The 24,582-nt window shown below is 50.2% G+C and carries 15 protein-coding genes; 11 read left to right on the forward strand and 4 right to left on the reverse strand.

Features of this window, described 5'->3' with window-relative positions; genetic code table 11:
* The 6 genes from FBF61_RS15550 to FBF61_RS15575 all read left to right on the forward strand — a co-directional run bounded on the left by FBF61_RS15550 (position 1) and on the right by FBF61_RS15575 (position 11,203).
* Entirely contained in the window at positions 1-1,047 is a 1,047-nt protein-coding gene (locus tag FBF61_RS15550) for a carbohydrate kinase family protein (protein WP_138478780.1), read from the forward strand.
* A gap of 109 nt (positions 1,048-1,156) precedes the next feature.
* Positions 1,157-3,532, forward strand: coding sequence for a hypothetical protein (locus FBF61_RS15555; RefSeq protein WP_138478782.1), 2,376 nt, complete (start codon positions 1,157-1,159; stop codon positions 3,530-3,532).
* Between the two features lie 53 nt (positions 3,533-3,585).
* A complete protein-coding gene (locus FBF61_RS15560) occupies positions 3,586-4,419 on the forward strand; it encodes a 3-keto-disaccharide hydrolase (RefSeq protein ID WP_138478785.1) in 834 nt (277 codons plus the stop codon).
* An 8-nt stretch (positions 4,420-4,427) separates the two neighbouring features.
* Positions 4,428-7,400, forward strand: a complete 2,973-nt coding sequence (locus FBF61_RS15565; protein ID WP_138478788.1) for a PVC-type heme-binding CxxCH protein — start codon at positions 4,428-4,430, stop codon at positions 7,398-7,400.
* Positions 7,401-7,433: 33 nt separating this feature from the next.
* Entirely contained in the window at positions 7,434-8,870 is a 1,437-nt protein-coding gene (locus FBF61_RS15570; RefSeq protein WP_138478790.1) for a neutral/alkaline non-lysosomal ceramidase N-terminal domain-containing protein, read from the forward strand.
* A gap of 8 nt (positions 8,871-8,878) precedes the next feature.
* Positions 8,879-11,203, forward strand: coding sequence for a hypothetical protein (locus FBF61_RS15575; protein WP_229215066.1), 2,325 nt, complete (start codon positions 8,879-8,881; stop codon positions 11,201-11,203).
* Position 11,204: 1 nt separating this feature from the next.
* Here the strand turns inward: FBF61_RS15575 and FBF61_RS15580 are convergent, their stop codons facing one another.
* On the reverse strand, positions 11,205-13,088 hold the full coding sequence (locus FBF61_RS15580) for a T9SS type A sorting domain-containing protein (RefSeq protein ID WP_138478793.1): 1,884 nt from the start codon (positions 13,086-13,088) through the stop codon (positions 11,205-11,207).
* 168 nt (positions 13,089-13,256) lie between these two features.
* Between FBF61_RS15580 and FBF61_RS15585 the strand changes: the two genes are divergently transcribed.
* From FBF61_RS15585 to FBF61_RS15595, 3 genes are all read left to right on the forward strand, one after another.
* Positions 13,257-14,339 (forward strand): DNA alkylation repair protein, encoded by a 1,083-nt coding sequence (locus FBF61_RS15585; protein ID WP_138478795.1) that lies wholly within the window; start codon positions 13,257-13,259, stop codon positions 14,337-14,339.
* Between the two features lie 123 nt (positions 14,340-14,462).
* The gene (locus FBF61_RS15590; RefSeq protein ID WP_138478797.1) at positions 14,463-15,776 is read left to right on the forward strand and encodes a Gfo/Idh/MocA family protein; all 1,314 of its coding nucleotides are present in this window, start codon (positions 14,463-14,465) and stop codon (positions 15,774-15,776) included.
* A 14-nt stretch (positions 15,777-15,790) separates the two neighbouring features.
* On the forward strand, positions 15,791-17,254 hold the full coding sequence (locus tag FBF61_RS15595; protein ID WP_138478799.1) for a neutral/alkaline non-lysosomal ceramidase N-terminal domain-containing protein: 1,464 nt from the start codon (positions 15,791-15,793) through the stop codon (positions 17,252-17,254).
* Positions 17,255-17,278: 24 nt separating this feature from the next.
* Here FBF61_RS15595 and FBF61_RS15600 read toward each other — a convergent pair whose 3' ends face one another.
* The gene (locus FBF61_RS15600; protein ID WP_138478801.1) at positions 17,279-17,464 is read right to left on the reverse strand and encodes a hypothetical protein; all 186 of its coding nucleotides are present in this window, start codon (positions 17,462-17,464) and stop codon (positions 17,279-17,281) included.
* A gap of 405 nt (positions 17,465-17,869) precedes the next feature.
* Between FBF61_RS15600 and FBF61_RS15605 the strand changes: the two genes are divergently transcribed.
* Together FBF61_RS15605 and FBF61_RS15610 are read left to right on the forward strand one after the other, a co-directional pair.
* Positions 17,870-18,592: a siderophore-interacting protein gene (locus tag FBF61_RS15605; protein WP_166444545.1), complete on the forward strand. Its 723-nt coding sequence runs from the start codon at positions 17,870-17,872 to the stop codon at positions 18,590-18,592.
* 56 nt (positions 18,593-18,648) lie between these two features.
* Positions 18,649-19,509 carry a helix-turn-helix domain-containing protein gene (locus tag FBF61_RS15610; RefSeq protein ID WP_138478805.1) on the forward strand — a complete coding sequence of 287 codons (861 nt, stop codon included), beginning with the start codon at positions 18,649-18,651 and terminating at the stop codon, positions 19,507-19,509.
* On the opposite strand, the gene FBF61_RS15615 is transcribed toward FBF61_RS15610, so the two are convergent.
* Together FBF61_RS15615 and FBF61_RS15620 are read right to left on the reverse strand one after the other, a co-directional pair.
* A complete protein-coding gene (locus FBF61_RS15615) occupies positions 19,499-21,346 on the reverse strand; it encodes a MutS-related protein (RefSeq protein WP_138478807.1) in 1,848 nt (615 codons plus the stop codon). The two genes, FBF61_RS15610 and FBF61_RS15615, sit on opposite strands and share 11 nt — an antisense overlap.
* A 340-nt stretch (positions 21,347-21,686) precedes the next feature.
* Complete coding sequence (locus FBF61_RS15620; RefSeq protein WP_138478809.1) at positions 21,687-24,461, reverse strand: vWA domain-containing protein; 2,775 nt, start codon at positions 24,459-24,461, stop codon at positions 21,687-21,689.
* Positions 24,462-24,582: the final 121 nt, after the last annotated feature.

Raw genomic sequence — 24,582 nt, forward strand, 5'->3', positions numbered from 1 at the left:
ATGGAAAAGAACAAAAGAAAAGGCGTACTGGCAGGCGGGAACTGGATCATTGATTTTGTCAAAATAATCCACTGTTACCCCCGGGAAAATGCGCTGGCCAACATCCTGAACCAGGATTCGGGCAATGGCGGGGCGCCTTTTAATGTGTTGAAGGCGCTCCATCAAATGAAAGTTTCTTTTCCGCTGGAAGGCGTTGGGGCCATTGGAAATGACGAAAAAGGCGATGAGATCATACGTCAGTGCAGCAGCATGGGTATCGACTCCCGACAGATAAAAGTGCTGCCGGGCGTGGAAACGTCCTATACCGATGTGATGACCGTTTCCGAAACCGGCAGGCGCACTTTTTTTCACTACCGGGGCGCGAATGCTTTCCTGGATACGGCTGATTTTGACTTCTCTTTTTCGCAGGCCAAGATATTTCACCTGGGCTACCTCCTACTTTTGGACAAACTGGATGAACTGGGGCCGGACGGTATGTCGGGTGCGGCGAGGGTTTTGCAGGAGGCCAAAGCATCGGGCTTTATTACCTCGGCGGATATTGTGAGTGAGCAGTCCGACCGGTATACCACCATTATCCCGCCTTCTTTGCCATTTATCGATATTCTTTTTATCAATGAGCTGGAAGCCAAGATGTTAACCGGTATTGATCTTTTCGATACCGGCGGTATGGTTTCCGTTTCGGAAGGTTACCGCGCTGCGGAGGCGATCCTGGATATGGGGGTATTGCAGTGGGTGGTGCTGCATTTTCCGGAAGGCGCGATCGCTGTCAGTAAGGACAGGAAGAAAATTTTTCAGCCCGGTATCAATATGCCGCCGGAGCTGGTAAAAGGCACGGTGGGTGCGGGCGATGCTTTTGCAGCCGGAGTGCTGGCTGGTGTACATGAAGACTGGGAGATGGAAAAAAATCTTCTTTTAGGTGTTTCTGTGGCCGCCAGAAGTCTTATAGATTCCAATGCTTCAGGAAGTATCGTTGCCTGGGAGGAGTGCCTGGATTTTGGCAAAAGTCTGGGTTACCGGAAATGCGCGGAGAATGAAGATATTTCCTGAATGCGGGAGTGAGAAGGCGAAAAGATCCGATTGGAGCGGATAAGTTTTAGTTTCAATGGGTATTACAATGTTCGGAAAACCTTTTTAACATGGATGAGCTGACACAATTATGTATAAAAACCTTAGCCGCAGGAAGTTTCTCGGCGCTACTGGGATAGGTGTTGCGGGTTCTGCCGTGCTGGCAAAAGCATCGCAACAGATCGTTTTTCCCGTGGGCGAAAACCTGCGGGAAAACGCAGTTACTACCGAGTCGTTTGCGCGGGAAGTAGCGCGGGTACTGCCGCCGGACAAACCTTTCGGCTACCAGCAGCGGATCAGGGAGTCGGCTATGCATCAGCTTATGAAGGACCCCGCTGCAAAGCCGCTGGACACTGAATTTGCACTCAACCGGGATGTGAAGCTTTGTTATGTAGAGGATAATTCTGAGCTGATTAAAGATGCGGTGAAGGATTTTCAAGACTATCTGAAAACGGCCATGGAAGTCGGGAGCCGGATCGATTTGCGCAAATCCTGGAAAGGGATCAAAAGCGGCGACAATGTTGTACTGATCGGCACGCGGCACCAGCTGCCGGAATATGGAAAAGAGCTCAAAGGCACGAAAAGTTATGCTTTGGTAAAAACGCCCGGGGGACTCGTCGTTTGCGGTTACGATGATCAGGGTGTTTTGCACGGACTGTACAATCTTCAGGCCAAGATGAGCCTGCGGGAAGGTCCTTTTTTACCTAAAAACCTGAAAATAACCCGCCAGAGTCTCTACCAGAGAAGAATGGCGCTTTCGGGCATGGGGTGGATGGAGTGGCCGGACCAGATACTTTCGGCGATGGCGCACAATGGTTTCGACGGGATCTTTGCCTCGGTATATGCCAACCCGAACGGCGACCGGACTACCGCCGAAAATTCTACCGATTTTTACGCAAGATTGCTCCATAAAGTCCGTAAGCAGGATCCGGCGAAGATCCATGACCTGATCGGCCGCGCGGGGAAATTTGGGATACAAGTGTATGCACCCATTATTTATCAATACACCGGGACACCGGAAAGTGAAGCCGGGCTGCGCAAGCTGGTCCGGGATATCATCCAGGAATTCCCCCTGATCAAAGGCTATGTATTGCTGACCGAAGGTTTTTGGTATCAAAAGTGGGGCGGGCTGCACGGAGCCGACGAAGCGCATGTGCAGGACTGGGCCAGGAACTGGAGCAAGGCAATTGCGATGGTAACCGAAGAATGCCACCGGGTGAACCCCGAAACCGAAATACTGGCCTGGGAATACAACATCGATTTCCGCCCGCAGAACACCAAACTGAAAAAATATTTTATCCAGCAGCTGCCCGCAGACGCGATCCCGATGCTGACCTGGGAAAACGGCAAAGGCTTTGAACTGGATGGTATGCAGGGCTACCTGCGCGATTATTCGTTGTCGCAGGTCGGGCCGGCGGAGGTGACGCAGGCGCAGATCGGAGAGGCAAACGGGCGGTCCATGAAGGTATATTCCAAGGTGGATACTTTTGCCAGCTGGCAGTTTGGCACGATTCCCTACCTGCCTTTTCCCGGGCAGTGGCGCAAACGGTACGATGCATTGCAGGCTTACGGTGTGAGCGGTACGCTCGAAAGCTGGAGCAGCGGCTACACCCCGAATTTCATTGCGGAACTCCGCTACTGGACCTGCTGGGACAATTCCATGTCGTTTGAGGAACTCCTCGGGGCCATGGCTTCCCGTTTGTTCGGGGCGGCGCAGCAGGAAAAAGTACTGCAGGCGTGGCAGCATTTTGACAATGCGATCCGTCTTGTGCCGGATACCGGGCCTAATATGGGTACCAACAATGCGATCGGAAACCCATTGTTTTTTCAGGTACCGCCCGTGCGGACTGCCACTTTTCACAATTCCTGGACAGATCACGAAGGCTGGATGGGTTACCTGGGCGGGGAACTGAACCCATACTGGCCGTTTACAGTGTCAAGAATGGTTTTTTATCCCGATTTTACCAATAAAACAAACCGGGCCGAACAATATGCCCGGGGCGCGACCGGCATTGTGGCCGGCAAGGAAGTGGCACTGCTTCCCGTTTTTCTGAAACACCTGAAAATGGCTGCTGCCGAAATGGAGGAAGGGCTGAAACTGTACCGCGCCGCCGCCATGGAAAGCCCCGACTGGAAAAGGAAACGTGCAGTTTCGGAGGTGGTGGTGGCGGAGCATTTGCACCGGATGATGGAAAGCAATTGCGCCGTCCTGGAATTTGAGGAATTACGGTTTAACCGGGCACATGAAAAAGACAGTGCAAAAGCCGCTGAAATGTTGAAAAAGATGAAGGAGATTGTAATAGCTGAAATTGCCCGGACCAAACTTTCCCTGATCGCGGTCACCCACGATTCGCGGCTGGGGTTCCAGTTTGAGCAGGATTACGTGTACACACCCTATTCTTTAAAAGAAAAGCTTTTGCTTTTGGAAGATACTTTGAACAAACAATTGCCGCTCGCAGCCGGGTAGTTGTGATATAATAGCGATTTCCTAAACCATACATATCTAAACCCCTTGACTTCATGAAAAACAACCGCCTTGTTTTTTGCCTTTTGCTTTCGTTTTTTTTAATAACACCCAAAAAGAACTACGCCCAGACCGCCGCTGAAACCCTGAAAAACAATAATCTTGTCAGGCAGCAGACGGTTCCTTTATTCAATGGGAAGAATCTGGACGGCTGGTACACCTATCTGAATAAACAGGGCCGTGACAAAGACCCTGATCAGGTTTTTAAGGTTGAAAAAAAGCAAATCCACATTTCGGGCTATGAGTACGGCTGTATTACAACAAACAAGGAATATGAGGACTATGACCTGGAAGTGGAATTTAAATGGGGCGACAAAACCCATGCGCCCAGGGTTACAGCCGCCCGCGACAACGGGGTGCTGATCCATTCCCAGGGAAAGGACGGAGCGTTTTCGGGAAACTGGATGTACTCTATTGAATGTCAGATTATTGAAGGTGGAACAGGTGATTTTCTGGTGGTAGGCGACGGTAGCGACAAGTTTGCCATTACCTGCCCGGTAGCACCCGAAAAGCAGGGCGGAACCTATATCTATAAAGAGGGCGGAGAAAATGTGACGATCCATCAGGGAAGGATCAACTGGTTTGCGCGTGATCCTTCGTGGAAAGATGTGAAAGATTTCAGGGGCGCGAAAGATATCGAAAAGCCGGTAGGCAAGTGGAACAAAGTGCGGGTGATCGCGATGGACGATGACATTTATTTTTATCTCAATGGCGTGCTGGTGAACAGGGCTATGCGGGTAAAACCGTCGGTCGGCCGGATCCAGATCCAGTCTGAAGGTGCGGAAATGTTTGTGAGAAAGGTGGAACTCACGCCTTTGGTAAAGAAATAAGAAAACCGATGCACTACACTGCCAAACTATCTCTTATCCCGCTGATTTTCATGCTGATACTGGCGGGTACGGGCGAAAATAATTTTAGAAAAACTTCATCCTACGCCTTTGCGGATTCTGCCCGGCTGAAAAAAGCGATGGAAAGTTTCAGGCTGGAACCCGGCCTGCGCATTGAGCTGATCGCCGCAGAACCACTTGTGATGGATCCCGTCGCGCTGGCTTTTGATGAAAACCGGCGCATGTATGTCGTCGAGGACCGGGGTTACCCCGACCCGGCCGAAGGAGGTACGCCCACTACGCTGGGCAGGGTGGCCTTGCTGGAAGACCGGGACGGCGACGGAAAATACGATCACCGCTCCGAATTTGCGACAGGGCTTACGTATCCGAACGGTCTGATGGTCTGGAAAGGCGGGGTGTTTGTGACCTGCGCGCCGGACATTTATTATTTCAAAGATACCGACGGGGACGGTGTAGCTGACATCAAACAGGTGGTACTGACCGGTTTCAGCAACAAACAAACCGCCCAAATCCGTGTGAGCCACCCCACGCTTGGACTCGATGGTAAGGTATACGTTACCAGCGGACTGAACAGCGGGGAAGTAACATCGCCCCTGCATCCCGAGCGGCCTGCCGTTTCATTTTCCGCGTCCGACTCCCGTTTTAATCCCGAAACATTTGAATTCGAAACCACTGGCGGCAGAAGCCAGTTCGGGCTGACATTTGATGCTTACGGGCGGCGGTTTGGCTGTTCCAACCGGCATCCGGTGCGGCAGATCGTGATGGAGCCGTGGTATTTGCGCCGGAACCCGCATTTGCTTTTTACAGAAACCACCGAAAATGTTTCTAAAGTGGAAGCCGAAGCTACCGTTTTCCCGATCAGCGGGGCGGTAACTTCTGCTGAATTTATACCGAAACTAATTGGTTTGTCGCATACGGGCACGTTCACATCCGCCAGCGGCGTTACCGTTTTCAATGGTTCGGGGCTTACTCCGGCCCACCGCGGTAACATCTTTATTTGTGAGTCGGCCCAAAACCTGGTGCAGCGGCAGATTGTTTCTCCGAAAGGCGTCTCTTTTACTTCGGAGTTGCCTTATAAAGGCAAAGAATTTCTTGCTTCCACCGACGAATGGTTCAGGCCGGTGTTTTTGCAGCATGGTCCCGAGGGCGCTTTGTATGTGGCCGATATGCACAGGAAAGTGATCGATCATCCTTCCTATGTGCCCGAAGAAGCGCGGGGCGGACTGGATTTTGAAAGCGGAAAAACGGACGGAAGGATTTACAGGATCGTCAATAGTAATTTCAAAGACCAAAAGCAGGTTACCCGTTTTGGAACGATGCAAGAGCGGGTTGCAGCATTGCAGTCGCCCGAGGAGTGGGAGCGGCAGACAGCCCACCGGCTGCTGCTCGAAAGAAGGGAACCGGAAGCAGTACCGCTTTTGAAACAAATTGCAACCACTTCAAAAATCCCTGAAAGCCGCCTCAAAGCTTTGTGGCTGCTGGATTCTTATGCAGCACTCGACGTCCGGACTTTGAAAACCGCATGGGCCGACAAGGAGTCGGGCGTGCGTGAAAATGTGGTTTTGCTGGCAGGGCATTTATACCAAAAAAATCCCGGACTTCTGAACACCCTTACCTCGGCTGCCAGCGACCCCGCCGCACGGGTGCGTTTTACGGCGGCCCTGGTTCTGGGTTCGATCGAGGGAAAGGAGGCCATTGCTTCCTTGGCGCAAATTGCCGCAAAAGACGGAGCCGACCGCTGGGTAAGGGCGGCTGTGCTGAGTGGAATCGGTAACCGGCTGCCGGAATTCCTGGCTGCTTTTCGTTCCAAATCAAAAGTGAACCCCGGAGCTTTTACCGCCGTGATGCAGGATCTGGGGCAATTGTTTGGGAACGGGGCTGCGCTGGCCGACTGCCGCGTTTTGTTAAAAGATATGATCTCGGTTCCGGGCGATTACGGCTCCCGCATTTCAACTGCGCTTGGTCTGGCTGAGGGAATAAGCCGGCGGACAGAAATTGAAAAATCCCCGAAAGGTATTTTATATGCGCTGCTGGGCGACGATGCTTCTGCAACCGAAAAGCAGCTGCTCGACAAGTTCATCGGCCAGGCTTCGGTACGGGCGGGAAATGCTGCGCTGCCGCCCGGCTCACGGGTCACGGCCACCGCATTCCTGGGTTATACCGATTTTGATAAAAGCGGCAACATGCTCAGGAAACTGATGGATGCAAAAAATCCTCCCGAGTTACAGATGGAAACCGTGGCTGCGCTGGCACGTCTGGGCGATGCCCGCGGGGGCGCTTTTTTGACAGAAAAAAACATCTGGACGAATTATACGCCCCAGGTAAGATCGGCGGTGGTTTCGGCCCTTGTTTCCAAACCGGTGTTTATCGACGTGCTTTTCAATGCGATACAGCATGGGGTGGTAGCGCCTGCGGAGATTTCTTCCATGGACAGGCAGCGGCTGATGAAACACAAAGAAAAAACGGTAAGTGACAGGGCCAAGGATCTTTTCAGAGAACTGGAAGGGGGCGGCAGAATGAAAGTTTATCAGGATTACCGGGCCATACTCAATACCAATGCCGATGCAAAACCGGGAAAGGCAGTATTTGAAAAAGCCTGTTCCGCCTGCCACACCTACGCAGGCCAGGGCGGGAAAGTCGGGCCTGATTTGACCGGTGTGCGCAACCAGCCGGCAGATGCGTTGCTGCTGCATATCCTCGTGCCCAATTACGAGGTATATCCGGCTTATCAGGCGATTTCCGTTGAAACCAACGATGGCCGGTCGTTTTCGGGATGGCTTATGGCGGAAACCGACAACAGCCTTACTTTGAAAACGGCTTTTGGTACACAGGAATCGATCCTTCGCAAGAACATCAAATCGCTGGCTAACTCCGGACTTTCCCTGATGCCGGAAGGGCTGGAACAGACTATGACCAAAGATGAAATGGCGCAACTGATCGCGTTTTTAAAAGCCGGCAGCTAAGCTTTACTGATTGTTTCCTAAACCTTTTTATATATGAAAAATTTGATTTTTGCCGCTACGTTCCTGCTGTGGGCGCCGGTGGTTCAGGCTCAGCAGACCTCTACCGGAAAAGTTTTCCGGGCAGGAGCGGCCACAAGCAACATTACACCCAAGATCGGTACTTCCAACAATGGTGGCATGCAGGATATTACCATCAAAAGCGTACATGACGAAACGCATGCGCGCGGGCTGGTGCTGGACGACGGGCAGACCCGTCTCGCTATCGTGGTGTCGGATCTTTGTATGATCCCCAGAGAGGTGATCGACGAAGCGAAAAAGCGTGCGGGCGAGGTGACCAAAATTCCTGCTGCCAACATGATGATGTCTGCCACCCATACCCATTCCGGCGGTACAGCCTGTTCGGTTTTTCAAAGTGATCCCGATAAGGATTATGTTAAATTCCTGAGCGAACGTATTGCCGACGCGGTGATACGGGCTAACCACAACCTGGCCCCTGCCCGTATCGGCTGGGGTGTCGGGAGCGAGGCGACCCAGGTTTTTAACCGACGCTGGAAAATGAAGCCAGGCAAGCCGATCATGAATCCGTTTGGCAAAGAAGACCAGGTGAAAATGAACCCGGGCATTGAAAACCCTGATCTGCTGGAACCCTCCGGGCCGGTCGATCCTGAAATTCCGGTGATATCCGTCCAATCGGCTAGCGGTAACCCTATTGCATTGCTGGCCAATTATTCCCTGCATTATGTGGGTGGAGTGGGCCCGGGAGAAATCTCTGCCGACTACTACGGAATGTTTGCCAACCGCATGCAGCAAATGGTGGGTGTGGAAGGGCAGGACCCGCCATTTGTTCCGATCATGTCCAATGGTACCAGCGGCAACATTAATAACATCAATTGGGGAGGAAAAATACCCGACCCGGTGAAGCCTTATGAAAAAATGAGGTCGGTCGCCAATATCATCGGAGCAGAGGTTTTTAAGGTTTATCAAAATATAAAATACCAGGATTGGGTATCGCTGACCAGCGTGCAGAAAGAAATTTTTCTCGGGGTCAGGAAACCGGATGCGGGCGAGGTGACGAGGGCCAAGGATATTATTGCAAAGGCAAATAAGCCTGTTATGACTTCCATGGAAGAAATTTATGCACGGGAAACGATGGCGATCAAAGATTATCCCGATCAGGTACCGCTGGTTCTTCAGGCCTTTCGCATAGGCGACCTGGCGATTACGGCCATACCTTGCGAGGTTTTTGTTGAAATTGGCCTCGATATTAAAAAAAGAAGTCCTTTCAAACCCACATTCAGCATTTCGCTGGCGAACGGATACAATGGTTACCTGCCTACGCCGGAGCACCACAAACTGGGTGGCTATGAAACCTGGCGGGCGAAATCCAGTTACCTGGAAGTAGATGCTTCCACAAAAATCACAAAGTCTTTATTCGAGCTCCTCGATCAACTCAAAGGCGCCAACCCCTGAACAATACAATGACACTTACGCGGAAAGAATTTTTAAGATCTGCTACGCTGGCAACCGCCGGTCTGTTGGCAATAAATCCCTCGCTGACATTCGCCAACGGACGGAATATTGCAAATCCTGCGCTGCCTTTATCCCATTTTCCTGATAATCTGCATGCTTTTTTGTGGAGAAACTGGGGGCTGGTTTCCACCGAAAGGTTGTCCAAAGTGTTGAAAACGAGTCCGGAAGAAATATACAAACTTGCCTCGGTGATGGGCTTGCCCGCACCGAAACCGGTAACTTCCGACCAGGAGCAGCGGAGCTACCTTACCGTGATCCGCCGCAACTGGCACCTGCTTCCCAGGGAGCAGATGCTTGAACTCCTCGACTGGACTGACGAGAAACTGACCTTCACCTTGCAGGAGGATGATTTTTTCTACATCAAACTCGGAAGCATCAAGCCGGAATGCGAACCCGTACAATTCCGGGCTTCAACGGAAGCGGTGAGAGAGCGGGAAAAATGGCTGTCCAAAGTGGTCAGCGAAGAGTTCCGGGATGGTTTGCCGCAGCATAGTCAGCCTTTGTTCCAGTTTGTAACCGACCTTTCGAAAGCACCCGAAAATGCAGGGCAGCAATCGCCTTCGGGATTTGCTCCCAGGTTTGGATATGCCTATTTTGCCCTTTTCGGTGATCCGCTTTTGCAGCCGGATATTGATCCGTACCCTGACGGTTACCTGGCGCAAATGGCTGCATCGGGCATGGATGGAACCTGGATGCACATTGTATTGTCCAAGCTTACGCCTTTTCCCTGGGACCCGGCACTGAGCGAGCATTGGGAACAGCGACTGGAAAATCTGGGTAAACTCGTTGCAAAGGCTAAAAAACACGGCATCGGCATTTATCTGTATCTCAATGAACCGCGGTTTATGCCGCTTGCTTTTTTTGAAAAACACCCGGAACTGAAAGGCGTGAAGATCGGCGATCAGGCGTCACTATGTACCAGCCACCCGCAAGTGCAGAAGTACCTCGTGGATTCGATGGCGACGATCACCGCCCGTGTTCCCGATCTGGCAGGTTTTTTCTCTATCACCGCGTCCGAAAACCATACCAATTGCTGGTCGCACGGAAAAGGTGCGGAGTGCCCGCGTTGCGCAAAACGCGGCCCTTCGGAGGTGATTGCGGAACTGAACCAGCTTTATCTCAAAGGTATAAAACAAGGCCTGACCAAGCATAAACAGAAAAAAGGGCCGGGGCTGATCGTCTGGGACTGGGGGTGGCAAAATGGCTGGGCGGAAGATATTATTCCTGCATTGCCCAAAAGTGCTTCACTGATGAGCGTGAGCGAGTGGGACCTTGAAATTGATCGCGGGGGTGTTAAAAACAAAGTCGGGGAGTATTCTATCTCGTCCATAGGGCCAGGCCCGCGCGCTTTGCGGCACTGGGCGATCGCCCGGAAAAACGGGTTGAAAACGATAGCGAAAATCCAGGCGGGCTGTACCTGGGAAATTGCAGCCGTACCATATATCCCGGCTATGGAAAATGTGGCCACGCATGCCCGGAACCTTCGGAATACCCAGGTGGACGGGCTGATGCTCGGCTGGACATTGGGCGGCTATCCGTCGCCTAATCTGGAAATTGTAGCAGAAATGGGCAGCAGCAAAACCATCTCACCACTGGAAGCCATGCAGAAAGTGGCGCAGCGCAGGTTTGGGGCCGCAGGGGTAGCCGTTACGGATGCCTGGCGGCAGTATAGCAAAGCTTTCAGCGAGTTTCCTTACCACGTTGGCGTGGTGTATTCGGCGCCTTTGCAGGCAGGGCCTTCCAATTTGCTGTGGTCTAAACCTACTGGTTACAAGGCCAGTATGGTGGGACTGGCGTATGATGATGTAAAAAGCTGGCGGGCCAATTATCCGGTTGATATTTTTATTTCTCAATTGCAGAAAGTGGCTGGGGGTTTTAGTGAAGCGCTTGCCAGGCTGAGGCAGGAAACTGCCCGTATGCAGCTCACCCCGCAAATGCGCCAGGCACTGGCAGACGAATGCGGGGTGGCAGAAACGGTTTCCATACATTACAGTACGGTTGCTAACCAGGCTATGTTTGTGACTGTCAGGGATCAGCTGGCTTTGGAAAAAGATAAAAAGCTGAAAATGGAACTGGCCGGACAGCTTGAAAAAATACTTTTACAGGAAATTGAACTGGCCAAACGCATGGCGCTGCTACAAGGCGGCGACGCCCGGCTCGGGTTCGAAGCATCCAACCATTATTTTTATGTATGCAATGACCTGGCCGAAAAAGTCCTCAACTGCCGCGACCTGCTCGACAACTGGCTGCCGCAGGTCAGAAACGGAGCCTGACTCACCTTTTAAGCACTTTACCCACACTTATCACATCACCCCGCTGTAACTGGTAAAGGTATATACCACCCGGAAGACCGTTTGCCGTGAACTCTGTCTGATGGTTTCCGGCTTCCTGCATCTGATCCACCAATACGGCATGTTTCTTACCTTGAAGTGAATAAATGGTCAGGTTGACCCGGCCTTTTTCCGGCAGATGGTAGGAAATTTTGGTGCTGTGTTCAAAAGGATTGGGGTAGGCAACAGGTTGGGGATCAATTATGTCCCCGATCACGTCGAATTCCGGGCTGGCGGTTCTGGCGAGCATATCAAGGCTATTGCCCTGGGGCGAGGCATCGAAGTAGTCGACACTCAGATAGTCAATGTTGGGTCCGCTTTGTCCATTTGCCGTTAACCGGATCTTATGTGTTCCCGCCTTTAAAAACACCCTTGGCCCTGAATAGCTGGCCCAGTTTGCCCAGCTGGAAAGCGGCAAAAACGATGCCGTTCCCACGGCCACATTATTTGCAGAAAGTGCCAGAGAACGTGTATTTGCCGATCCGTTCGAAAATTTAAAGCTGAGCGTGTAGGTACCGGGAACTTTGATATCGGTGGTCCATTCGATGTAATCCTGCTTGTCATTTACGAAATCAACAAAACCGTTTCCATCATAACCTGCGTGGTCCGACGCGATTTTGGCACCTTTAACCACAGCATTTTCCGCTTCCAGGTTGCCCATTACCGGTCTCTCAACAGCTATAACAATGTAGTTCGCCTGCGCACCGGCGGCGGGGCTGGCCATGTTTCCTCCCATTATGAAAGGCCTGGGGTATACTTGCCAGTAATCTACCAGCTTACTATACACCTGCAGCGACTTCATTTTAGGGTCGGTAGTGCCGATCACATCCCCTGTCTTATGCCAGCCATTCAGCCATGCCGGCAGTACGGATCCCCGCGGGTCGTAGGCTACATACACCACAACCGCCTTTTTCATGAAGGTTACAAGTTCAAACTTGTCTGTCTCTTTTTTGTCGTCCATAGCCGTCTGAACAAACGAAGCGCCTTGTAAATAAGACGGTACGGACGTAATCTGGAACGAGCGGTCTACATAAATTTCGGAGCCTTTCGACAACTTCGAAACTTTGTAAGATTTGCCGGTGGATGCCGATACCTGTGTGATCAGGTCGTCTTCTTTCGGTTTTTCCCGGACTGCGGGTTTTTCAACCTCCGGCACCCGTGCTTCGATCCGGTCGATGTAAAAAATCTCACCTGCTGTCTGCGTCGAAACCTGCCAGCCAAAATGTCCCGAGTTCTGGTAATTTTTGTCTATCGTTTCAAGAACAGGTGTTTTTCCATATCCTGTGCCTTTATCAAGGTAAATCTGGATGAGGCCGCTTTTGTAGCGGGCGATTTTAAACCGGTGCGGCTGGTCTTTTTCGAGGCGGGGATAAATACTGACCTCATCCAGCATGGATGTTGGATGATAAATATTGTCTGTGGACCATCCCAGCGTTAGCGTGCCGCCTGTATCGGGACTGTAGGTAAGGACATAGGCCTTCGGGTCAGATGGATCTGCCTGGCCAAAAATGAACCGGAATTGACGCCAGTAACTTCCGGTAAAACCTTTTACTGTAGTTTCAATAATGTAGGAATCTGAATCATATTTTTTAGAAGTAATCAGTGCGCCCATATCCTGTACGTTGTACGCGAAGCCGCTCTGGGCAGACCAGTTTTCGTCCGGTAACCAGTTTGAGCTCAGGGAGTTGCCGTTGAATTCTTCCTGTAAAATCACTGAGCCAGGTTGTGCAGACGCCCCTGTGTGAGATAAAGTGAAAGTCAGAAGCAGGGCCAGGATAATCCAGCATTTTCCGGAGAATACCGCACTGGCATGTAGTGGTTTTTTCATAGTTGTATTGCAATCGTTGAGAATGAGGCATTAAGTTAAGTAAAACGAAATTAAAATTATTATATGTAACCTTGAAATTATTAATTTCTTGATTTCCGTGATTGAAGCGGAGTATATGTGTATACAAAGAGTCTGAAGTATTATGTCTACTTTGCTATTTTTGCTTTCATGGAGCCACTTAAGGAAATGTTCAATCATGAGTTTTACCGGCATTTTTCGTATGCATTCGGTGAAGCGGACGAAAATTTTAGTGCAGATGCGTTTTTCACGGATGTGACCCGCGGAATGGAGGGGCTTTCCCTCAACGGGAGGCTGCGCAATACTTCTTTGGTACTGAGGAAACATTTGCCGGGTGATTATAAAAAGGCCGTGGACATTCTGTACACTGCTGCACCTGCCCTGCGAAGCGGCTACACGGCGCTGGTCTTGCCGGACTTCGTGGCGCTGTATGGCAAAGGTCATTTCGATCTGTCCATGGAGGCGCTGCGGTATTTCACTACCCTTGGCTCCGCTGAGTTCGCCATACGCGAATTTCTTAAAACGGATCTTGCCAAAACCCTGGACGTCATGCACAAATGGGCTGATGACAAAAATCCGCATGTGCGCAGGCTTGCTTCGGAAGGCAGCCGGCCGCGGCTCCCCTGGTCATTCAAGCTGGAAGAAATCATCAAACAGCCGTCACTTACCCGAGGGATACTGGAAAAATTGAATGCGGATGAAGAGCTTTATGTACGAAAATCGGTCGCCAATCATCTGAACGATCATTCCAAAGACAATACCGCTTATATGCTGCAGCTGGTGAAAAGCTGGGACAAACAACATAAGCATACAGCCTGGATTATCAAACATGCGGTTCGTACACTTATTAAAAAAGGCAATGAAGAGGCGCTGATGATTTTTGGCTTCGGGAATGATGCCAGGGTACAGCTATCGGATCTGGCAATTGATAAAACGGATCTGCACCTGGGCGATTCACTGCAATTCAGCTTCGGGCTTGTCAGCGAAGGAGCAGATCCGCAGAAGCTGGTCATCGATTATGCCGTTCATTATGCAAAAGCCTCCGGCTCCAATTCCAGGAAGGTGTTCAAGCTTAAGGAGGTAACGCTTCTGCCCGGGGAGCAGATTGCCGTCAGTAAAAAGCAACTATTTCAGGATCTGACCACCCGGAAACACTATTCAGGAAAACATGTGCTGGAAATACTGGTTAACGGGAAGGTGCTGGGCAGTACCGGGTTTAACCTTTCTGTGTAGCACTTTTTCCAGCGGCTTTCAATGCGGAAAACGGAGAACAGCTGTGCAGGAAATCGGGAAAAGCAAAAGTATGATTCTCCGGTTATGAACTTTGGATACAATAGCTAATTCAGGTTTGTAATCATGATGAACTCACGGAGAAAATTCATCAGTTCTGCTTCGGCCATTGTAGCCGGGGCAGGTATTGCAACAGTGATCCCATCTTCTCTGTCTGCATTTCCCGCGTTGACGGATGCCGCTGATCCTGTCAGGGTAGGGGCGATTGGTGTGAACGGAATGGGTTGGTCGGATCTTACGGCTATTCTCAAAAACCCTGGGGTGGAATGCGTTGCCCTCTGTGATGTGGACCAGAATGTCCTCAGCAAGCGGGCCGCTGAACTCGCCGCCAAGGGGAGCAAAGTAAAGACATATACCGATTATCGTCAGTTACTGGCCGACAAAACCGTTGATGCTGTGATTATCGGCTCGCCGGACCACTGGCATTGCCTGATGATGGTGGAAGCCTGCCAGGCCGGAAAACATATATATGTGGAAAAGCCCATCGGAAACTCTATCGCAGAGTGCCGGAGTATGGTAGCTGCCCAGCAGCGTTACAACCGCGTCGTGCAGGTGGGGCAGTGGCAGCGGAGCCAGAAACATTTCCGGGATGCCATGGATTTTGTCCATTCAGGAAAGCTGGGTAAAATAAGGCTGGTGAAAGTATGGTCGTATTTCAGCTGGGTAACACCGATTGCAAAACAGCCGGATGGCAGCCCGCCAGCCGGTGTAGACTATGCGATGTGGCTCGGGCCGGCACCAAAAAGACCTTTTAATCCCAACCGGTTTCATTTTAATTTCCGCTGGTTCTGGGATTACGCGGGAGGGCTTATGACGGACTGGGGTGTACATTTGCTCGATTACGCGCTTTTAGGAATGAAAGCAGCCAATCCGAGGAGTGTCATGGCCGCCGGCGGCAAGTTTGCTTTTCCCGATTCCGGAGCGGAAACACCTGATACCCTCACTACGGTTTATGAATTTGATGACTTCAATATCCAGTGGGAACAAGCTATGGGGATCGATGGCGGCCCTTATAACCGTCAGCATGGTATCGCCTACATTGGGAACAACGGAACGCTGGTGCTTGACCGGGACGGCTGGGAGGTCATACCGGAAGGTAAAAAGATGGAGGCTGTTCCGCTCACGAAATCATCAGACAACGGACTGGACCTTCATGCCAAAAATTTCATTGAGGTGGTCAGGTCGGGAAAGCTGGAAAACCTCCATGCGCCCATTCAGGTAGGGGCAGATATTGCGATCTTTTCCCAAATGGGCAACATTGCCTACAGGACGGGTAAAAAGTTGTTTTGGGACAAAGAAAAAGGCAAGTTCGATGACGATGAGGCGAATAAGCTCATTGCCAAAGAGTACCATAACGGCTATAAACTTCCTTCTGTCTAGATCATTCAAAAAACATGAAAGGACAGAAAAACAGCTTTGATCCTGAGAAAAAACATGATGCAGCCCGCCGCAAATTTCTGGGGGCGCTTTCGCTTGGTTCTGTGCTGGCACTGCTCGGAAATGCCGGCCCGGAGATCGGAACCGCGGCGGGCAGACCAACGGAAAACGCTGCTGCGGACTGGAAAGGTGGGGTAGGCAGGCGGGTGATCACGCCACAAAATGGTGTCTGGCTCGCGGGTTTTGGCACAAAGCGTGTACCCGGGGGCAAGCTGCACGATATATGGGTGAAGGTTCTGGCGTTGCAGGATAAAAGCGGCAAAAAGGCCGTGCTGGTAACGTCCGATAACCAGGGCATGTCACGCACGATTTATGAAAGTCTTTATAAAAAAGTCAATGAAAACTTCGGGCTCGACCGTTCGGAATTTATGCTGACTTTTTCCCATAATCATTCGGGTCCCTGCCTTACGGACGACCTGGTGGATTATTACCCCAGCGACGACGACCAGCGGGAGCAGGTCCGCGCCTATACGGACTGGATGGAATCACAGGTTGTAGAGGCGGTAGGAGAGGCATTGAAAACGATGCAGTCTGCTGAAATCCATTTTAGCAAAGGGCAATGTACATTTGCCGTGAACCGGCGCGAAAACAAGGAAGCGGAGGTGCCTCAGCTCATCGCCGAAGGGAAACTTAAGGGTGTAGTAGACCACGATGTGCCAGTGTTATCGGTGAAGGGAAAAAAAGGTAAAAAACTGCTGGCTGTACTGTTCGGTTATGCATGCCACCCGACAACTTTGGCGGGTAATGAATGGTCGGGCGACTATCCGGGATTTGCCCAGGCGAACCTGGAAGCCACTTATCCGGGCACTTCTGCGATGTTCTTCAACACCTGCGGAGGCGACCAGAACCCGCTGCCGCGCAGAACACTGGAGCTGTGCAAAAAATATGGTGAGATGCTTTCGGCTGCTGTGAAAGATGTTTTGGGCAAGCCGATGAAACTCCTTTCGAAGGGTCTGAAAACGGATTTTAGCTTTGTCAATATCGACTACGAAGAGGTGGCGACAAGGGAAAAGCTTTTGCCAATCGCCAGCGGTACCAATCCGATACACGCACGGTGGGCCAAAAGAATGCTCGCGAAACTTGAAGACGGTGAGGTATTCCCGACGTTTTATCCGTATCCGGTTCAGGCCTGGCAGCTGGGCAAAGAGTTACTGCTGATCGGCATAGGTGGCGAAGCCGTGGTGGATTATTCCCTGCGGTTCAAAAAGGAGTTTGGAGAAGCTGCGACCTGGGTGAGCGGATATACCAATGATATGGTTGCCTATATCCCGTCTCGCCGGGTTTGGGAAGAAGGCGGCTATGAGGGAGGCTCTCACCTCGATGAATACGGACGGCCTGCATGGCGCTGGGCAGGGGATATCGAAGACCGTATCGCGGGAGAAGTGCAAAAGTTGGTCAGCAATGTCCGCAGCGGGAAGTAAAAAGGATAGCCAAAGTACAGATCCTCACAGCCCAAACTGGTCTACATCTACGTACGAATCATCGAAATTTTGCGGTAACCGCCCCTGGTATGCTGTAATGATACTGTTTACCAATATGTCAAGCTCCCTTTCCATGTCCTTCAGCCTTCCGAGAACGTTCAGGTCCCGGGTTCTGAAATACTCTTTTTGAAGGTCCCTTACTTCCTTCATCCGAAGTGCTAAACTTTGAAATGTCATGGCTATGAATGCATCTATTCTACATATTTCTGCTACAAAGAAAATGGGTTTGAAATGTATATTTTCGGCGGGCTGCGGATTATAATTAAAATCTAATCTTGCTGAAGGGAGGGGTATTTTTGGTTAACGGTGGTCAGGTTTGGTCATTTTTAGTCATTTGTCGTTTTATGCAGTCGAGTTGGGCGTAGCATTTTGCTACGTCCGGGTAATCGCTGGTTTCCGACCGGCACAAGCCTACGGTCCGCAAAACATCCGAGACCGATAGCAAGCTTGCCATCCCCTCGATTCGTCCAATCATTGCCAGCTTTCCTGCATTGCTGTTGCCCGTTTCCGGATCTTACTTTGCCGTATACCAATACAGCGAAAGAAATGCCAAAAATGTCAAAATGGATAGGGGATGCGATGGAAAGCCTGCTGGCTTCCCGGATGCCCGTCATGACCGTAACCGATACCCAATACATCAATCCGTCTCTCAAACAGATCCGTTTTTCCGGCGATTTGTCAAACATGCATTTTGAGCCGGGCTATGCGGTGGTGATCAGGGTGAGTGATATAGAGCACCGGAATTATACGCCCACTTTTTATGATACTGAAAGGGGCACGATGGAGATCATGTTTCATATTCACGGCGATGCGCCGGGCAGCAACTATATCGCTGCGCTGGATGTGAACGATACTCTGAAGATCAGTATGCCGAGAGGCAAGAAGGTATACCGGGAGCCTGAGAAACCACAATTGCTGTTCGGGGATGAAACCTGTCTGGGTGTGGCCTTTTCACTTTACCCGCTCTGGCTCGGAAGCGGGCGGGAATTCAGGTTTGTTTTCGAGCTCGATGACGCCAACAGGGATCTGCCGGACCGCCTCGGCCTGACAAATTATTCAGTAATCCCCAAAAAATTCGGAGCCGAAAATGAAACTTTACTCACGCGTTTACCCATTTTTGAAAACGATACCTGGAGAAACTGGCATAACGGAAACTTCATCCTCATCGGTAACGCGGCTTCTGTCCGGAATTTCAGAAATGTGCTGAAAAAAAGAGATGTGCCCGGCAAGAGTATCCTCATGCAGGCTTACTGGGCCGAGGGCAAAACAGGGTTGTAGAAACAACCTATCTTTGTACCCAATTGGGAGCATTCAAAAACCGGCGGAAAGTATCTATGGCAAAGAAATCGGTCATACCGGTCCATTCGATGGAAAACCTGAAAGAGCGCGGCATCATGGTAATGCCCTTTCAGATCGGGGACCTCGAAAACACGGTGTTGAACTCTGCGCACCGGGACGAGCATTTTATATTTGCTTTTCAGCAGGAAGGCGAAAGCGGTATAATGATCGATTTCAAGGAAGTATGGTTCGACGGGCGGGCCATTTCCTATATCATGCCTGGGCAGGTACACCACGGGATTTCCGTAAAAAATACAAAGGGCTGGTTTATTGCCCTGGATGCAGCGTTTATGGCCGAAAGCGATAAAGCCTTTTTTGAGCAGAGGATTTGTCAGCCTGCGCTGCTGCGGATTTCAGACGCAATGTCCACTGTACTGGAAAATACCATCAGTTTGCTTTACGAAGTACTCGGGCAGGGGGAAGAAAACCTGTTTCCTGAGAAAGTCATTCGTTCCCTCTCCGATACGCTCACCGGTATGTTTGCTACGCTTTATGCCCGTGAAACTACCCGTGCCGATTTGACGGAGAAACGTCCGGCTGTTATTACCAGGGAATTCAGGCGGTTGCTTTTCCTGAATTACAAAACCCTGAAAAGTCCTGCCGGTTACGCCGGAGCATTGAACATTTCAACGCCCTACCTGAATGAAGCTGTCAAACAAACCACGGGTTTTCCGGTGAGTTACTGGATTCATCAGGAAATTATGATGGAGGCCCGTCGTATGCTGTACTATACCGACCAAACCGTCAAGGAAATCGCCTTTGCTCTTGGCTATGAAGACCATGCCTATTTTTCCAGGCTTTTCAGCAAGACGGTACAGATGTCGCCGCTGGCGTTCCGTGCGGGGATCAAGGGGTGATATCGGAAAGGATACGTATGCCGCTTCTTTTCATGAGCTCGCTGGCGTTGAAATCCGTGCAGATGCCTTTGGTAAGCCGATAATTGAAAATGATCTCGCCCGAATTGATTTCACTGTTGAAGCTGAAATTGGCAACGATCATGTGCTTTGCCGCTAACCGGGCAAGTTCCAGGTCGTGGGTTGATATCATTCCAAAAGCATTAAGCTCACTCAGCTGCCTGATCAGGGACGCACCGCCTTTGTACCTGTCTTCCGAATTTGTGCCCTTGAACATTTCATCCAGGAGGAAAAATATGGGTTCCCCGCTTTCTATCAGTTTCAGTAGCTGCTCGATCCGTTTCAGCTCGGCGTAAAAGGAAGAAACTCCTTCTTCGAGGTTATCCTGTGTTCGCATGCTGGTGAAAATTTTCATGTGCGACACCCTTCCCGACTTTGCGCAGCAGGGAGCGCCTATCAATGCCAGCACCAGATTAATGCCGACGGTCCTGAGAAATGTACTTTTGCCTGCCATGTTTGAGCCGGTGATCATCGCAATTTCGCCCCGCCCTTCCAGGTCAAAATCATTGGATACCCTGCGTTCCGGATTGAGCAGCGGATGCCCGAGCGTTTCGAAATGTATGCTGTACGGCTCTTTTTGTATTTCCGGAAAAGTGAAAGAAGGATTGGAATAAGCGAAACCCGCCACACTGCTCAGTACCTCGAATTCACTCACTGAACCCGCCCAGGTCCTGAGCTGCGACCCGTTTTTCTGTTTCCATTTCTCGGTAAGGATAATGAGGTGGACATCAAAAAGCCATAAAATATTGAAAATGGCGTAAAAGTCATTTTTGCCGACAGACCGTTTGGAGCCTTTCATCTGAAACACGGAAAGAATGTTTTTCAAGCCGCTGATTTCGTGCGCCGCCGAATAAGTGCCCGCACTGAAAGCAGACTTCAGACGCTGGAGTATTTCTGACTGGAAATGTCCTGATTCTATCTTGGTAATAAGGGATTGATATCCCCCGAGAATGATCACGTTATGGTGCGTGTTGTCGATGATGTCCTCGGCAACCGGCCTCAATTTCTTTAAATACAGGGAATTAATGATCAGGGAAATGATTAACGGGAGTATGTACTGCAGTGAAAAATCCTGCATATAGTACATCATGCCAAAGACGAAATACACTGCTGCGGCAGTCGAGACCAATGCCAGAAATATGCTGACAGACATGTATTTCAGTTGATCCGGGAGCAATGTCGCCGGTTTTTCTATCCAGGTCAGCAGTTTCTGATAGCCGCTTTTTGAATTGGTAAAATGCATTCCGGCTGCCTGGAAATCCTGCCGCCAGTCCAGGTTGGGAGTGAGTTCTTTGATCGCATGCTGTCTCTGAATGATTATTTCTTCGGAAGCTGGTCTGGTGAGGAACTCTGCGAGGAGCACCTGCCCGGACTCAGTGGTGGCCCGGTTGATGAGCTGGTAAAGTGAATGCGGGCCAAACATATCCAGGTCGGCGGAATAGGGGTGGTCACGGTCAATAAAAGCCTGTCCCGACGGAAAACCGGAGAGTTTATTCTGTTGTCTTAGAACTTCCTGCTCATTGATTTCTTTCAGAAAAGTGATGTTCTTTTTTTGATAGGAGAGCTTGTTATAGTTCCTGATCAGTAAACCAAAACCCAGCATACACACGGGCACGAGTAGCCAGACTAAAGGCGCTAATCTTGCATTTGCCAGAAAGATGATTAGCGCAAACGATCCGACGAAAGCCAGTAGCCTGAGCGTCGAGATATTTTTTAATTCTTTTTCAGCTTCCGCAAGTGCCGTTTCATATTCCCGGACTTTGTTTTCGTAAATCGTCATAAGGTTGGTATGTAGGGAGACGAGGGTTTTCTGCCACGTTTGAAAAGCCCGAATATACGCTGATATGTGTTGCTGGATAACTCAGATCAATAAAAATAGTAATTGAGGCCGTTTACTGGTTATAACAAAACCTTGTATCGATGCCCGGCTCTTCCATGACACAAGTCGATTTAGCAAAACCTTTGACTCATTTCCGGCAAAGGAGGGGCTTGCCATTACAAAAAAGATCCAGGAACGTAGGATTGACCAACTCTTTAATGAACTCGACGTAGATATGCCCAATGTAAAAATGTCACCCGAGGAGATTCAGGAGGAAATCAATGCGTACCGGAAAGAAAAATCATTTCACCAACTGCTTCTTCGCCTGTGCTTCGAGGATCAGCTGTAAATCCGCGCTGGCTTCGGTGACGTGGGCGTAGGTTCCCTGGCCAAGTTGACTTAGTTTTTTGAGTTTCTGGCCGGTATGTTCATTTTTTCCGAAGGTAAATACAGTCAGATAAACGTCCTGGCTTGCGTTTGCCCCAATCATTTGCAAAACTTCATCGCTGACGGGAAATTCGCCGTCGGTTGCCAGCACGATCCGGTTGTTGCCACCGCGGATGTAGTTTTTATTAGCGGTTTTGTACGCCAGTTTGATACCTTCATTTCCGTCGGTATCCCCGTCCGACTGTAGCAAATCGATCATCCGGGCGATCTCGGCCGATTTGGAGCCTGATGTCGGTTTCAGTACTACCCGGGCTTTACCTGAATACAAAACAATGGAGATCTGGTCCTCTTTGCGGAGCAGGGTTAAAAGCGATTTGATCGAACGTTTCAGCAGCGGCATTTTCAGCGGAGAGTTCATTGAGGAAGAAACATCCAGCAGCAGTACCATATTATTCGTTGCAAAACCGTCCAGAGAACGGGTTACTTGCTGCAAACCTGCATTTCTGTCCACATATACCGTATCTACGCGGAGACGTTCCACATACACGGTATCATGCTGGGCCTGCGCCGCCTGTCCGGCGTTTGCTGATGCCGGTTTTTCGGTTTTTGTCAAAGGTATTTCTTCCGTCCTGACATTGCCCGCAGTGGGTTCCGGGCGCTGATCCTGTCTGGTGTTGTCCGGTTGTTTTTTTGACGGCGTTATTTCAGCTGGCTTTTGAGAAGAAACCCTGCGGAATGTAAAAAGATCGGGCTGGTTGATCGTTTTCAGTAAACCGGCCTTCGATAGTTCGATGAATTTGTTGTATTGATAAACCAGCTCGTTGTTGTAGAAATAATAAAACGATTCGTAAGGATGTGCTGAGGAGCCCGGGGAAACGGTTTTTATTTTTCCCGCTTTCTCTGCAAACCGTAACGAGTTCGCGGCAAGATCCTCGTAAGGCGAGTAGGGGCAAAGCCCGTTGCTTCGGCCATATCTCTGTAGTCCTTTCAGGTTTTTGTATTCGTCGGCTATGAGTTGCTGTGCGCCGGATGCAAGTCCCTGCGTATTGGGGATCTGGTCTTTTTTGCCTTGAAAATAGTCCTTGATGCCAAACAGGATTTCCCGGTCGTCATCCATTGTTTTCAGCAAGGCATTTCCGGCTATGTACCAGGAAGCCGTCGGGGTGGCATTGGGATAGCATTCATGAATACGTCGCAGATCATTGTAAAGCTGCTCTTTTTTGTGGTCAAGGATTGTGAACAGCTCCGCGTACCGGTCAAGGATTTCGTCCGAACGTTTCAGCTGGTCCTGTAGGTATTGTTTCTGCGTAGTGTAGGAAATCAATTCTATGCTCAGGCCGTCCATTTCCTTTAATATGTTCATCAAAACTTCCGCCTGCTGCGTGACAGCTTTGCGATAAGTTTCCGGGAGCGAGGTGCTGGCGCTCTTCAATAGTGCATATTCGGAAACGGGCATTTTGTAATCCTCATGCTTGTAGGAGAGGTTTGCCCGTTTTTTTGCGCTTTCGGGATCGCGGTAATATTCTGCTGAGCTCTGGTAATTCCGGAGCAATAGCTGCAGTAAATGCATCTGCCGCAGCGATTCATTGATAAATTCCACGTAACCGTTCAGTGCTTTTACGGTAGCAGGCTTAGCCGGAGCTGATGAACGTATGGTACTGAACGTTTGAACCGGATTGTCCTCGAAAGGCGCAGTCCGGGAGATGGCCCGGGAGGTTGCCGGAGACGGTTCAGTAGAAATTACGGGGCTATATGCAACGTAATAGAGCAGCTTTCTGGCAGACTGGCTGTAATTTACAAATGATTTTTGCGTTACCAGCAGATCCTGATTGTACTGTTTCAGCAATGCTAAATAGACCTCATTTCCGTGTCGGGCCGACTGACGGGCTGCGAAGGTATGGTCGTCCAAAGCCCGGCGTTTCAGGTTTTGCATAGCTGAAAGGGCTTCTTTGAAATCCGGAATTACTGCGGAAGCGGGATATGCGAGTTTAGACTGCATTTTTCCAAATGTCAAAAGCAGTTTTTCGTCAGCCAGCAAGCTCTTCTGCACCAGTGCCGCAGGCCATTCAAACTGGCCCTCTTCATGGAGATAATAAGGCAAAGAGTCGAGTAGTTGCTGTTGACTGGCCAGTACATGCTCCATTTCTTTTTCTGCCGCCAGATAAGGATCAGTGGCTATGTATGGCTGATATTTTCTGTAAATGTCCTGAATTTGTATGTAAAAGGCATTTTTCTCGCTGCTGAATTTGCTGAAAATCGCCTGCATTTCGGCTATATGCAGTTCCGACTGTTTCAGGTTATCGTTTTTGTAGGCATTCAACCGAACATGGGTTTCAAGCATTTTTCCTGTTTCGTCGAGCCTGGTAACCAGGTCCCATACTGCGTTGGTACTTGCGTTAAGGCCCTTTTTCTCAGCGGCAGTGATCCCGGTGGCAGTAAGCGATTTTTGATAATAGTATTCTTCGAGTGGCCCAGAGGACGGAAGTCTTAGATCGGAATTTGGGTTTTTACGGTATTGCGCCACGTCTTTCTGATATGCGCGGACCATCTCAAACCGGTTGGCAACCACCTGGGTGGAATTGCTCAGGAATTCAACATACTGGTTTAGCGATTTAACCGGTGCTTCCTGTGCCATGGCCACAGAGAGCGACGCCATCAAAATGGGAGGCAGGACTGATTTCTTTTTCATAGGTGTGATTACAAGTGTGTTAAGCGTATTCATTTTCGTTGAGACGAAGATCGTTATTTTAGAATAAATATGATAATGCAAAAGTTTTTCGTTCGCTGTTTCGTTAATTTGGTAACTCATT

Source organism: Dyadobacter bucti (genome assembly GCF_005869225.1).
Taxonomy (GTDB): Bacteria; Bacteroidota; Bacteroidia; order Cytophagales; family Spirosomataceae; genus Dyadobacter; species Dyadobacter bucti.